The sequence below is a fragment of the Streptosporangium sp. H13245 genome (assembly GCF_055690525.1).
In genome coordinates this window covers 20,625-33,325 of the sequence record NZ_JBSZKT010000002.1, presented here as the reverse complement: position 1 = coordinate 33,325, position 12,701 = coordinate 20,625, and the positions used below count along the sequence as shown (strand labels likewise).

Genomic DNA, 12,701 nt, shown 5'->3' with positions numbered 1-12,701 from the left:
GGTTGGTTCGCGGCGATCACGTGGCGTCCGTGGTCAGGCGGCCGAGGCGGGAGCCGGTTGGTTCGCGGCGATCCAGGTGTCGATCTCCTCCCACTGGTCGAAGAGCCAGCGGATCTGGTCCTCGCGGTCGCGTGGCACGTCGGCGGCCTGGACCCGCCACCACTTGGCCTTGATCTCGGCGCTGAGCGGGAGGCGGTGCCAGATGTCCCCGAGGGTGACCAGGTCGTCGAGGCCGGTGTGCGCGACGAAGACCACGTCCGCCTCGGGGCAGGCCTCGATGGCGGCGATGGCCCCGTTGGGGCGGGGGGCCATCAGGTGCTCCAGCCTGCGGGCTCGCGCGGCCTCCTTGGCCAGGCCCTTCTGCTCCAGCCGCAGGATGGCCCGCCAGCGGCGCTTCGGGGTGAAGTTGCCGCCCTCCGGGAAGATCACCAGCGCGTCGTCGGCGTCCATGTCGGAGGACAGGCGGCGGATCTCGGCGAGGATGCCGCTCTCGGCGACCTTGTGGGGGACGAAGGCGTTGGGGAGGCGGTTGATCACCACGTCGAGCGAGGGGTCGAACTGCAGGGCCGCCTTCATCACGATCCTCGGGCGCCTGCCGTACCGGGAGAGGAGGTGGTAGACGAGCAGGAACGAGTCGCCGGGGCCCGCGTGGCGGGACAGGACGATGACGGGACGGGTGAGACGGCGGGAGATCTCGTCGGAGGTCGGCAACGGCTCGTCGATCTCGACGCTCAGACGGAAGATCCGCACCGCGGCCTCGTAGATCTTGGACAGGAGCCACTGGATCAGCTCGTAGTGCCGCTCCTGGTACTCGTCGCGGTTGAGACGGCCGCCCAGGCCGTTCGCCACCCACAGCCACAGGCAGGCGCACAGCGCCATCGACTCCAGCGTCAGCCACGCCATCGCGAACCAGACCAGCCGGGTGCCGCGCCGCTGCGGGGGCGGCAGGCGCAGCGAGGCCGCGGTCACCACCAGCAGCCAGATCGGGAGCGTGAGCACCGCGACGACGGTGAGCACGATGACGAGCGGGGCCAGGACCAGGCGGCGGATGATGCGAGGAGGCAGCACGAGCGGCTCCTGCCTTTGTGGAGGTGCGGAGGTGTGATGCGCGTGTGGGTGTTGGTGTGAACGTATCCCTGTGAAGTACCCCAACACGGACGTACGACGCAGGCCGGTGGCGTGACTCAGGAAGGCGAGTGCTGGGCCAGGTAGTCGGACGAGGCCCGGTAGGCGCGATCAATGTATTCAGATATATGCGATATATCCCGGTAGCGCAGCTGGGAGAGGTCCATTCCCGGACGGACCTCGCCCCCGGAGGGCATGACGTGAACCTCGATGTCGTCCGGCAGGGTGGCCATCTCCTCGGTGAAGCGGTGCCGCCGGGCGATCTCGAAGGCGGTCATGCCGACCTCCCACGGGCGCCGGGGCACCACCAGGGGGCGTTCGATCCTGCCCACGTGCAGCACGTAGACCCGGCGGGCGCCGAGCGCGACGGCCCGGCCGACCGGGATGCTGTGCACCAGCCCGCCGTCGAGATAGTGGCCGTCGCCGACGCGGACGGGCGGCAGCAGCCCGGGGACGGCGCAGGAGGCGAGGACCGCGTCGACCAGCGGGCCCTCGGTGAACCAGTGCGCGGCGGCGCGCTCGACGGAGGCGGCCACGCACTGGAACGGCACGGAGAGGTCCTCGATGCGGGAGACCGGGAGCGTCCTGGCCAGCAGGGCGCGCAGCGGCTCGGAGGAGTGCAGGTGGGTACCACTTCTGGCGAGGGTGGACAGCCGCGTCACCCAGGACCCCGCGAACGCCGTACGGACGATGTCCGAGCTCCACAGCGTGGTCAGGCGCGCGACCGCGTCACCGGGGGCGGCGGCGAGCACGACGCCGTTCAGCGCGCCCACGGACGTGCCGACGATCACGTCGGGCTTGATGCCCGCCTCGTCGAGCGCCCGCAGCATGCCCACCTCGTGGGCGCCGAGAAGGCCCCCGCCACCCAGTACGAAGGCAGTGTCCAGGCTCATGGGCTCACCCTAGCCCCGCTGTCGAGCGCGGCACGGCCGGGCGGGTTCCGGATCCGCGCAACGAAGGGGCGGCCAGCTGTCCGGGTCCGGCAATGACCCCGGAGGTGGCGAGAGGGCACGATCTGACGCATGACAGCGGTGGTGGAAACCGAGGGGCTCACCAAGTTCTACGGCGGGCGCCGGGGGCTTGAGGATCTCGACCTGGAGATCCGGCCCGGAGAGGTGTTCGGGTATCTCGGCCCGAACGGCGCGGGAAAGACGACGACGATCAGGCTGCTCCTGGACGTCATCCGCCCCACCAGGGGCCGGATGACGGTCCTTGGCAAAGATCCCCGCGAGGCGGGGGTGCGAAGCCGGATCGGCTACCTGCCCGGCGAGCTGGCCCTGGAGGGCAGGGAGAGGGCCGGGGAGTTCCTCGCCTTCCTCGGCGCGGTGCGCGACGGCGTGCCCAAGGGACGGATCGAGGGGCTGGCCGAACGGCTGGAGGCCGACCTGTCGGTGCCCATGGGCAAGCTCTCCAAGGGCAACAGGCAGAAGGTCGGGCTCATCCAGGCTTTCATGCACGAGCCGGAGTTCCTGATCCTCGACGAGCCGACCAGCGGCCTGGACCCGCTGGTGCAGCAGGAGTTCCTCGCGATGGTCCGCGAGGTCCGCGCCTCGGGCCGTACGGTGCTGATGTCCTCCCACGTGCTGGCCGAGGTCGAGGACGTCTCCGACCGGGTCGGCATCGTGCGCGGCGGCAGGCTGGTCGCGGTCGAGGACATCTCCGCGCTCAGGGAGAAGGCGGTGCGCCGGGTGGAGTTCCACTTCGACGCCCCGGTGCCCCGTGAGGCGTTCGAGAACCTGCCCGGCGTACGGGAGCTGCGGGTGGAGGGGGCCGGGCTGCGCTGCACCATCGACGGCCGCCCGGACGCGCTGGTCAAGGCGGCGGCGAGGTTCACCGTGGTGCACATGGTCAGCGCCGAGCCCGACCTGGAAGAGATCTTCCTGACCTACTACAGCCAGAACGCGGAAGGGGAGGCGCGCGATGCCCGCGCTGCTGTCGAAAAGCCTGCGTGACTACCGGCGGCCGCTGCTCGGCTGGACCGTCGGGATCAGCGCGTTCTTCGCGCTGTACCTGTCGTTCTACCCGAACATCGCGAGCGACCCCGACTTCTACGGGGACGTGGGGCTGGCCAAGTTCCCCGGAGCCATGCGCGACCTCATGGGCGGCCTGGAGGGCGGCTTCACCAGCGGCTCCGGCTACCTGCAGACACTGGTCTACCAGCTGTTCGGGCCGCTGCTGTTCGTCATGTGCGCCGCGGTGATCGGCAACCGGGCGATCGCCCAGCCCGAGGACTCGGGCACGCTGGAACTGGTCCTCACCCTCCCGATCGACCGCAGGCGGCTGGTCCTGGAGCGCTTCGCCGCCCTGGCCCTCGCGCTGCTCGGCGTGGCGGCGGTCACCTTCCTCGTCGTGCTGGGCCTGTCGGCGGCCGTCGGCATGGGTGTCCCCGCGGGCAGGATCCTCGCCGGTCACGTCGGCGTCCTCCTGCTCGCCCTCTTCTTCGGCACGCTCTGCCTGACGGTCGGCGCCGCGACGGGACGCAGGGGGGTCGCCCTGGCGGTGGTCGGGGTGGTCGCCGTGGCCGGGTACGTGGTCGAGACCATGGGCAAGAACGTGGACGGGGTGTCCTGGCTGCGCTGGATCTCGCCGTTCCACTACTACCTCGACGGGCGGCCGATCCAGCTGGGCCTCCCGGCGTGGGACTATCTCGTGCTGGCCGGGGCGACCGTCGCACTGCTCCTGATCGCGATGCCGGCCTTCGACAGGCGTGACGTGGGAGTCTGATGGACGAGCTGCTCGGCGGCCATCTCCGGACGTTACGGGAGGCGGCCGCCACCGGCAGGCTGCCCGGCCGGGCCGAGCTCGACGACTGCCGCGCCGCCGGTGCGCTGGCCGCCGAGCGGGGCGCGTCCGTGCGGGCCCTGGTCGAGGCCGCCCTGGCCATGGCCGAGTCGGTGAACCCCGTCCCGCTCCCCGCCCTGCGGCGTACGGTCTCCGCCCTGATGGAGGGGTACGAGAACGCCCAGCGGTCGGCGCTGCGCCAGGAGGAGACGGCGCGCAGGGAGTTCGTCGACGACCTGCTCCAGGGGCGTGCCGACAGGCTCGCCGAGCGGGCCGAGCACTTCGGGCTCCGCCTGGCGGAGACGTACGTGGTCGCCGTCGCCCGCCCCGCCGCAAGAGCCGGTGCCGGTTCCGGGGTCGCGGGAACCGTCACGGCCGGTGCTCCGGGGGACGACGGGCTCGCGGGCGAGGCCGAGGGGACGGCCCGGCGGATCGAGGACGCGCTGGTCGCCCGGTTCGGCTCGCACAACGTGCTGGTCGCGGTCCGCGACGGGACGCTCGTGTGCGTCGCGCCGGGCAGCCTCACCGTCGCGAGCGGCGAGTTCACCCACCACGTGCGCCAGGCGTTCGCGCCCGGCTGGCGGGTCGGGCTCGGCCGGGCGCACCGGGGTCCCGGTGGGGTGGTCACCTCCTACCGGGAGGGCGCCGGCGCCATCGAGCTCGGCGACCGGCTGGGGCTGCGCGCCCCCGTACTCAAGGCCGCCGACCTGCTGGTCTTCCCGGTGCTGCTGCGGGACCGCGCGGCCATCGAGGACCTGGTGACGAGCGTGCTCAGCCCGCTGCTCGAGGCGCGGGGCGGTCCGGAGCCGCTGCTCGCCACGCTGGAGGCGGTCTTCGCCTCCCAGGGCAACCAGACCGCCGCCGCGCGCAGGCTCGGCGTCAGCACCCGGGCGGTGACCTACCGGCTGGAGCGGATCCGCCGCCTCACCGGGTTCTCGCCGGACGACTCCACCCAGCGTTTCACCCTGGAGACGGCGGTCCTGGGCGCCCGCCTCCTGGACTGGCCCGCCCACCCCCTGCGCTGAGCGGACCGGCCTACGGGATCAGAAGCACCTTGCCGGTCGTACGGCGGGCTTCGAGGTCCTCGTGGGCGCGGGCGGCCTCGGCGAGCGGGTAGCGCTCGGAGATGTGCACCCGCAGCTGCCCGGAGGCCACCCAGCCGTAGAGGTCGGAGGCACGCCAGGTGAGCTCGTCGCGGGTGGCGATGTAGGAGCCCAGGGTCGGGCGGGTCAGGAAAAGGGAGCCGTTCCTGGCGAGGATCTGCGGGTCGATCGGCGGGACCGGGCCGCTGGCCTGGCCGTACAGCGCCATCATGCCGCGTGGCCGCAGCGAGGCGACGCTCTCGTCGAAGGTGGCCGCGCCCACGCCGTCGTAGACGACGTGCACGCCGGAGCCGGTCAGGTCGCGGACCGCGTCGGCGAAGCCCCGGTAGCGGAACACCTCGTCGGCGCCCGCCTGACGGGCCAGGACCTCCTTCTCCTCGGTGGAGACCGTGCCGAACACCCGGGCGCCGCGCAGCTTGGCGATCTGGGTGAGCAGCAGGCCCATGCCCCCGGCGGCGGCGTGCACCAGGACGTCGTCACCCTCCTTCACCTCGTACGTGGAGTGCGTCAGGTAGTGGGCGGTCAGCCCCTGGAGGGTGACGGCCGCCGCGACCTCGGCCGTGACCCCCTCGGGTACGGCGAGCAGCTTGGACGCGGGCACCGCGTTCCTGGAGGCGTAGCTGCCCGGCACGCTCGACCACGCCACGGTGTCGCCGACGGCGACGTCGCGGACGTCCTCGCCGACCGCGGCGACGGTGCCCGCGCCCTCCTCACCGGGGACGAAGGGCAGGGAGAGCGGGTATCGGCCCATCCGGTGGTAGACGTCGATGAAGTTCACCCCGGAGGCGGCGATGTCGACCAGGACCTCGCCGGGGTTCATCTCGGGGTCCGGGTGATCGTCGGTGTAGGTGAGAACCTCGGGCCCGCCGGTGGCGGAGACGACTATGGCGCGCATCGTGCTGAACTCCTCTGGTCGGTCGGTGCCCTGATCGTCCCCGGCAGCGGGCGGATCACTCGCCGTCAGGGCTGTTTGGTGGAGGCGGGGCCGTGCAGGGTGAAGTTGTCGAACGCGGTCCTGAGGACGGCGTTGCCGTTCTTGCCCACCCGGGCGATCACGCCGACCAGCCCGTTGGGCAGCGGGTTGGTGTCGAGGAACGACTGGGTCCGCTCGTCGTTGACCCACATGGTGAGCTGCACGCCCCCCTCGACACCGGCGCACTCCGCCGCGAGCCGGATGACCTCGCCCCTGGGCAGGTCGACCTTGACGGGCTCGGTGAGCTCGCCCCCGGCGCTCTTGACGGTCTTGCGGATGCGGGCGTTGCCCGCGGTGTCGAGCAGGAACTCGTACCGCGTCGCCCTGGTGTCGTCCTCGCCCCGGCAGAACAGCCCGTACTCGCCCATGCCGGTGGTGCCGGAGCGGATCGTGATGTCGGTGCCGAGCAGGATCCGGGCCGGTGTGACCGGCATGGGGCTGGCCGTGGGGTCGGGGGTGGCCGGGGGAGCCGACACGAAGGGGATCGGGGCCTGCTCCCGCCTGACGGGGAAGTAACCGCTGACGTCGACGGCGTAGTAGCCCTCGGGGGCGTAGCCGTACGTGCCGGTCATCGGGCTGTAGGTGCCGCCGCTCCAGCCGGTGCCGCTCTGGGTGAAGTCGTCCTGGTAGAGCAGGGCGAGGTTCTCCGGCGGGCCGCCGGGGGCGAGCGCGAGGCGCAGCCCGGCCCCTCCGGCCACCACCAGCAGGGCCACCACGGCCACCCCGACGACCAGCTTCCGCCGCTCGGCCGTCCGGCCGCGCGGGAAAGACCCGGCGTCGTCCTCGGGCGGTCCGGGAAGCGTGTTGCCGGGACCGTCGTGTGAGGCGCCGGGACCCGGCCACGAGGCGCCGGAGACCGGGTGATCGCCTCGGGCCGGATGGCTCCGGCCGGGATCGGAATCCGGATGGCTCCCGCCAAGACTGGCGTTCTGTCCCGGGTTGCTCCAGCCGGGATCGGGGGGCGTACCGGCGACCCCGGTCCGGGGAGCGCCGTCCGGTGTCTCCCCGGGGTCGCGCCAGGAGGCCTGGACCGAGTGGGCGGCCTGCTCGGGCGCGGCGGAGCGGCCCACCAGGTGGTCGAGGAGCTGCTGCGAGGTGGGCCGGTTCCGGGGGTCCTTGGTCAGGGCGTACGTGACCAGCTCGCGCAGCGCGGGCTCCATGCCCTCCAGTGAGGGCTCGGTGTTGAGCACCTGGTACAGCACCGCGGGCAGCGCCTCGCCGCCGAACGGCGCCCGCCCGCTCGCGGCGAAGGCCATCAGGCAGCCCCACGAGAACACGTCGCAGGCGGCCGAGACCGGCTCGCCGCGCAGCACCTCGGGCGCCATGTAGCGGGGGGTACCGAGGATCTCGCCGGTCCCGGTCATCCCGCCGAGGGTGTCCAGCGCGCGGGCGATCCCGAAGTCGATCACGCGGGGGCCGACGGGGGAGAGCAGCACGTTGGACGGCTTGAGGTCGCGGTGCACCACTCCGGCGCCGTGGATGGCGGTCAGCGCGGTCGCCACCCCGACGGCCAGCGCGTCGAGGCTGGAGCCGCGGAGCGGCCCGCCGGAGTCGACGGCCTCCTCAAGGTTGGGGCCGGTGACGTACTCGGTGACGACGTAGAGCTGGTCGTCGTCGAGCGCCGCCTCGATGACCGCGGCCGTGCAGAACCTGCGGACCCGCTGCGCCGCGTCGGCCTCCCTGCGGAAACGCATCCGGAACCGTTCGTGCTGGCTGTACTCCGGATTGATGACCTTGATGGCGACCTGCTGCCCGTCAGGGGACTCGCCAAGGTAGACCGTGCCCATCCCGCCCCGGCCCAGCCGGCTGAGCACGCGGTATCGGCCTATCTGCTGAGGTTCGTCGGGACTGAGGTCGCTCACCTTTGTGCCTAACCGCATACGCCGTCACATGGGTGGCTCAGCCTATCGATCTCTTGCCGCTCGCCAGCAGTCGCAACAGCGGCACGTCCACTTTTTCCAGACTGTCCACGGTCAGCACGTCCTCCGCCACCGGGACGCCGGAGACCGACACCACCCGGCACCCCGCCGCGCGGGCCGCGGCGAGCCCGGTCGGGCTGTCCTCCACGGCCACGCAGTCGGCGGGGTCGAGGCCCAGCGCGGAGGCCGCCCGCAGGTACGGGTCCGGCAGCGGCTTGCCGCGCGCGGTGTCCTCGGCGGCCACGACCAGGGCGAACCGCTCCGCCCCGACGCTGTGCAGCACCATGTCCACGATGAGCCTCGGCGAGGCGCTGACCAGTGCCGTGAGCACACCCTCCGCCCCCAGCTCGTCCAGCAGCCGGATCGCGCCGGGCAGCGGTGTCACCCCGCCGGAGATCCGCCCGGCGAACGCCTCGGTGAGCCGCGCCCCGACCTCTGCCGCTCCGGCCTCCGCCGCGCCGGGCGGGCCGGGGGGCAGGCGTCGTACGAGGTAGGCGGCCGCGTCCTCGACCAGGCGGCCGAGGACGTGGTCGTTGTCGGCCTCCGTCAGTTCCAGGCCCAGCTCGGCGGCGACCGCCACGCACGCGTGCCACCACATTCCCTCGGTGTCCACGAGCGTGCCGTCCATGTCGAACAGGACGGCCCCGAGCTCACCCGACACCCGCGACGTCCTCCGACTCGGAGGGCGCGGAGGACGCGGAGGGCGCGGTGGAGTCCACCGGGTTCGCGGGGTCCGGGAGAACGGGAGCGGGGGCGGTGCGCGCGGCGACGAGCACGGGCCGCTGCACGAGGGCGACGTTCACCCGCGTGCCCGGCGCCAGGCGTACCGCGTCGTGTCCCGGCACGTCGCTGAGGACCTCCAGCTCGCCCACCCGCACCCGCAGCCGCGCGGTGGAGCCGCGGAAGGAGGAGGCCACGATCGTGGCGTTCCCGTCGGGGGAGGGCGTGACCAGCACGGCCTCGGGGCGTACCAGCACGTCGACGTCGGGCGAGGACGGCAGGGGGCCGTCCACCGGCATGAGCTCGCCCATGACGGTGACCTCCTGGCCGGACAGGCGGCCGGGGACGTGGTTCATCGCGCCGACGAACTCCGCCACGAACGGGGTCGCGGGCCGGTCGTAGACCTCGGCCGGAGGGCCGCACTGCTCCAGCCGCCCGGCGCGCAGCACCGCGACCTTGTCGGCGACCGACAGGGCCTCCTCCTGGTCGTGGGTGACGAAGATGGTGGTGATGCCCAGTTCGAGCTGGAGCCGCCGGATCTCCTCGCGCAGCGAGACGCGGACCTTGGCGTCCAGCGCGGACAGAGGTTCGTCGAGCAGCAGCACGCGCGGCTCCAGCGCCAGCGCCCTGGCGAGGGCGACGCGCTGCTGCTGGCCGCCGGACAGCTCGTGCGGGTAGCGCTGGGCGTGCGTCGGCAGGCCGACCAGCTCCAGCAGCTCGTCGGCCCGCGCGTGCCGTTTGGCGGTCGGCACCTTGCGCACCCGCAGCCCGAAGGCCACGTTGTCCCTCGCGTTGAGGTTGGGGAACAGGCTGTAGGACTGGAAGACCATGCCCGCGTCGCGCCGGTTGGCGGGGACCCGGGTGATGTCCTTGCCGTCCACGAGCACCGCCCCGGCGTCGGGGTGCTCGAAACCGGCGACGCAGCGCAGTGCCGTGGTCTTCCCGCAGCCGGACGGGCCGAGCAGGGCCATCAGCTCGCCCTGTTCGACGGTGAGGTCCAGGCCGTCCAGGGCCACCGTACGGCCGAACGCGCGGCGCAGCCCCCGGAACTCGACGGTCATCGACGTTTCCTTCCCGCACCCGAGAGGGTGAGCAGCAGCAGCCAGATGAGGAGCAGGCTGATGATCGACAGGGCGACGGAGAGCTGCCCGTCGTTCCCTGAGATGGTGACGATCCAGACCGGGAACGTCTGGTAGCCGAGCAGCGCGGCGACGGTGTACTCGCCGAGCACCAGCGCGAGGGTGAGGAACGAGGCGCTGGCGATGGAGGACCGGATGTTGGGAATGATCACGCGGAACAGCACGTACGGCCACGAGGCGCCCAGGTTGCGGGCCGCCTCCACCAGCGTCCGCACGTCGATCGCGCGCAGCCCGGCGTCCAGCGACCGGTAGGCGAACGGCAGCGTCAGCATCACGTACGCGAGCACGAGGACGAACGGGAACCTCTCGTCCTGGATGGCGATGAGCGTCGCCCAGAACGGGGTGGCGGCCAGCGCGTCGACGCCGTCGCGCAGCGCCGTGCTGATGCCGACCACGTAGGTGATCGGCGGCACGACCAGCGGGAGCGTGGAGAGCAGCTCCAGCACCGGCCGCAGCCGGGGCGCGCCGAGCCGTACGGCCAGCATCGCCGGAAGGGTGAGCAGCAGTACCGCGACGATGGTCGCGGCGGCCAGCGCCAGGGAGAGCAGCAGGCTGGGGACGAAGCCGGGCGCCGACAGGATCCGCCCGTAGGCGGCGAGCGAGAAGCCCTGGCCCTCCGAGTAGACGGTGAACCAGAAGGACACGGCCATCGGCACGACGAAGTAGAGCGCCGCGACGACCAGCACGACCCCCCGCCAGGCCCTCCGCTGCCCGGGGCGGGCGGTGGCGGCGGGGCCCGGGGTGACGTCGGGCAGCGTGGCTACCGCAACCATCGGGAGCTCCTCTTCTGCAGCGGCAGGTAGACCGCCATCACCAGCAGCGCGACGACGATCATGTCGAGGCTCAGGGCGAGCGCGACGTTCTCGTACCCGATGAGGACGTCGCCGGTGAGGGCCTCGGCGATCTGCAGGGTGACCAGCGGGACCGTGCTGCCGACCATGGCGTAGGCGGTGGCGTAGGCGGCGAACGCGCCGCCGAACAGCAGGACGACGCCGCCGAGCAGGGCCGGGGTCAGCACCGGGATGCCGACGTAGCGCCAGAACTGCCAGGTGGTGGCGCCGTTGTTCTGCGCCGCCTCCCGCCACTGCGGGCGCAGGCCGTCCAGGGCCGGGGTCACGACGAGCACCATCAGCGGCACCGAGAAGTACATGTAGACCAGGGCCAGGCCCCAGAAGTTGTACAGCACCCCCGGGCCGAGGCCCAGCGCGGTGGTGATCACCCCCGAGTTGCCCAGGGTGGCGATCCAGATGAAGGCCAGCGGCACGCCGCCGAAGTTGGACAGCACGCCGGAGAAGGTCAGCACGGCCTCGCGCAGCGCCGTGAACCGGGAGGTCACCACGGCCTGGGCCAGGAACGTCCCGGCGACCGCGGCGACGACCGCCACCACGGCCGACAGCTGGACGCTGCTGAGCAGGGCGTTCAGGTAGGGCCCCTGGAGGCTCCTGGACAGGTTGGCGGTGCTGAACGAGGACACCTTGGTCGCCGGGTCCTTGACGGTGAACGCGCCGACCAGCAGCGTGAGCGCCGGGATCCCGAAGGCCACCGCCGTCACGACCAGCAGGGGCAGGGCTCCCAGCCAGTTCTTGGAGCGAGGACGGCCGCCGCCCGGGGCGGCGGCCGTGACAGCGGGGACGGTCATCCCGAGACCGCGGCGCCCCAGCCTCCGGCCAGGACCTCCTTGGCCTTGTTGACCTGCTCCTCCGTCGGGAAGGTGGGCTCACCCTCGACCGGCGGGAGGTTGGCCTCGGCGGCGGCGTCGACCGTGCCGTCGGCCTTCATGGCGGGCAGCAGCACCGGGCGGGCGAAACCGCCGAGGTAGAGGTTCTGGCCCTCGGGGCTGTAGAGGAACTCCTCCCACAGGCGCGCGGCGGCCGGGTGCGGGGCGTCCTTGTTGATGGCCTGGGCGTAGAGCTGGAAGTACTTGCCGTCGCTGGGGATGACGGTCTTCCAGTCGAGGCCCTTCTCGGCCATCTTGGGGGCGTAGGCGGCGTTGTTGTAGTCCCAGTCGATGCTGATCTGGGTCTCGCCCTTCTCGATGGTGGCCGGGGTGGTCTCCACGGGGTTGAAGTTTCCGGCCTCCTTCAGCTTCTTGAAGAAGTCCAGGCCGGGCTGGATGTCGTCGAAGGAGCCGCCGTTGGCGAGGGCCGCCGCGTACACGCCCGCGAACGCCGAGCCCGACTTGGTCGGGTTGCCGTTCATGGCGACCTTGCCCTTGTACTCGGGCTTGAGCAGGTCGGCGAAGGTCTCCGGGCACTTGGTGATCTTCTTGGCGTCGCAGCCGATGGAGACGTAGCCGCCGTAGTCGTTGAACCAGAGGCCACTCGCCTCCTTCTGGTTCTCGGGGATCTTGTCCCAGGTCTCGACCTTGTACGGCGCGAACAGGCCCTCGGCGGCACCGCTGATCGCGAAGGACTGGCCGATGTCGAGCACGTCGGGGGCGCGGTCCTGGCCCTTGCGGGTCTTCACCGCGTTGATCTCGTCGGCGCTGGCGGCGTCGGGGGTCTCGCTCTCGATCTCGATGCCGTACTTCGTCTTGAAGGCCTCGATGATCTTGCCGTAGTTGGCCCAGTCGGGCGGGAGGGCGATGACGTGGAGCTTGCCCTCCTTCTTGGCGGCCTCGACGAGCTTGTCCAGCCCGCCGAAGTCGGCCGCGGAGGTGGCGGTCCTGGCGTCCACTCCGGCCGCCGAGGCTCCGTCGGAGGCGCCCGCCGAGGGGGCCGCCGTGGTGGGGGCGGCTCCGCACGCCGTGGCGCCCACCAGGAGGAAGGCGGCCAGACCTGCGAAGCGAACTCGGGATGCGATCACTGTGTCTCCCAAGGGGGTGTCGCGCAATATTTCACGAAAGTAAACGAACTTGTACAAACAAGCTAGACCTCATATGTCGTGAATCAGTTGCTGTTTGGTGAACGGGTGGAGTACGGCGGTGAAATGCGCGAACCCG

At 71.9% G+C, this 12,701-nt stretch carries 12 protein-coding genes; 3 read left to right on the top strand and 9 right to left on the bottom strand.

Features of this window, described 5'->3' with window-relative positions; translation table 11 throughout:
• Positions 1 to 33: 33 nt before the first annotated feature.
• Complete coding sequence (locus ACW9TB_RS04135) at positions 34 to 1,068, bottom strand: 1-acyl-sn-glycerol-3-phosphate acyltransferase (RefSeq protein ID WP_472746563.1); 1,035 nt, start codon at positions 1,066 to 1,068, stop codon at positions 34 to 36.
• Positions 1,069 to 1,184: 116 nt separating this feature from the next.
• Entirely contained in the window at positions 1,185 to 2,018 is an 834-nt protein-coding gene (locus tag ACW9TB_RS04130; protein WP_472746562.1) for a patatin-like phospholipase family protein, read from the bottom strand.
• A gap of 129 nt (positions 2,019 to 2,147) precedes the next feature.
• On the opposite strand from ACW9TB_RS04130, the gene ACW9TB_RS04125 reads away from it, so the two are divergent.
• The 3 genes from ACW9TB_RS04125 to ACW9TB_RS04115 are packed head-to-tail and all read left to right on the top strand — an operon-like array spanning position 2,148 to position 4,931.
• Positions 2,148 to 3,077 (top strand): ABC transporter ATP-binding protein, encoded by a 930-nt coding sequence (locus ACW9TB_RS04125; protein WP_472746561.1) that lies wholly within the window; start codon positions 2,148 to 2,150, stop codon positions 3,075 to 3,077.
• Positions 3,046 to 3,849, top strand: a complete 804-nt coding sequence (locus tag ACW9TB_RS04120; protein ID WP_472746560.1) for an ABC transporter permease subunit — start codon at positions 3,046 to 3,048, stop codon at positions 3,847 to 3,849. The genes ACW9TB_RS04125 and ACW9TB_RS04120 overlap by 32 nt, the downstream gene beginning before the upstream one ends.
• On the top strand, positions 3,849 to 4,931 hold the full coding sequence (locus tag ACW9TB_RS04115) for a PucR family transcriptional regulator (RefSeq protein WP_472746559.1): 1,083 nt from the start codon (positions 3,849 to 3,851) through the stop codon (positions 4,929 to 4,931). The genes ACW9TB_RS04120 and ACW9TB_RS04115 overlap by 1 nt, the downstream gene beginning before the upstream one ends.
• 10 nt (positions 4,932 to 4,941) lie before the next feature.
• On the opposite strand, the gene ACW9TB_RS04110 is transcribed toward ACW9TB_RS04115, so the two are convergent.
• The 7 genes from ACW9TB_RS04110 to ACW9TB_RS04080 form a co-directional block, all read right to left on the bottom strand.
• A complete protein-coding gene (locus tag ACW9TB_RS04110) occupies positions 4,942 to 5,904 on the bottom strand; it encodes a quinone oxidoreductase family protein (protein ID WP_472746558.1) in 963 nt (320 codons plus the stop codon).
• A 65-nt stretch (positions 5,905 to 5,969) separates the two neighbouring features.
• Positions 5,970 to 7,844, bottom strand: a complete 1,875-nt coding sequence (locus ACW9TB_RS04105) for a serine/threonine-protein kinase (protein WP_472746557.1) — start codon at positions 7,842 to 7,844, stop codon at positions 5,970 to 5,972.
• A 37-nt stretch (positions 7,845 to 7,881) separates the two neighbouring features.
• Entirely contained in the window at positions 7,882 to 8,562 is a 681-nt protein-coding gene (locus ACW9TB_RS04100) for an HAD family hydrolase (protein WP_472746556.1), read from the bottom strand.
• Positions 8,552 to 9,682, bottom strand: a complete 1,131-nt coding sequence (locus tag ACW9TB_RS04095; RefSeq protein WP_472746555.1) for an ABC transporter ATP-binding protein — start codon at positions 9,680 to 9,682, stop codon at positions 8,552 to 8,554. Before ACW9TB_RS04095 ends, ACW9TB_RS04100 begins: the two co-directional genes overlap by 11 nt.
• On the bottom strand, positions 9,679 to 10,533 hold the full coding sequence (locus tag ACW9TB_RS04090; RefSeq protein ID WP_472746554.1) for an ABC transporter permease: 855 nt from the start codon (positions 10,531 to 10,533) through the stop codon (positions 9,679 to 9,681). Before ACW9TB_RS04090 ends, ACW9TB_RS04095 begins: the two co-directional genes overlap by 4 nt.
• Positions 10,521 to 11,399 carry an ABC transporter permease gene (locus ACW9TB_RS04085; RefSeq protein ID WP_472746553.1) on the bottom strand — a complete coding sequence of 293 codons (879 nt, stop codon included), beginning with the start codon at positions 11,397 to 11,399 and terminating at the stop codon, positions 10,521 to 10,523. The genes ACW9TB_RS04090 and ACW9TB_RS04085 overlap by 13 nt, the downstream gene beginning before the upstream one ends.
• Positions 11,396 to 12,565: an ABC transporter substrate-binding protein gene (locus ACW9TB_RS04080; RefSeq protein ID WP_472746552.1), complete on the bottom strand. Its 1,170-nt coding sequence runs from the start codon at positions 12,563 to 12,565 to the stop codon at positions 11,396 to 11,398. Before ACW9TB_RS04080 ends, ACW9TB_RS04085 begins: the two co-directional genes overlap by 4 nt.
• Positions 12,566 to 12,701: the final 136 nt, after the last annotated feature.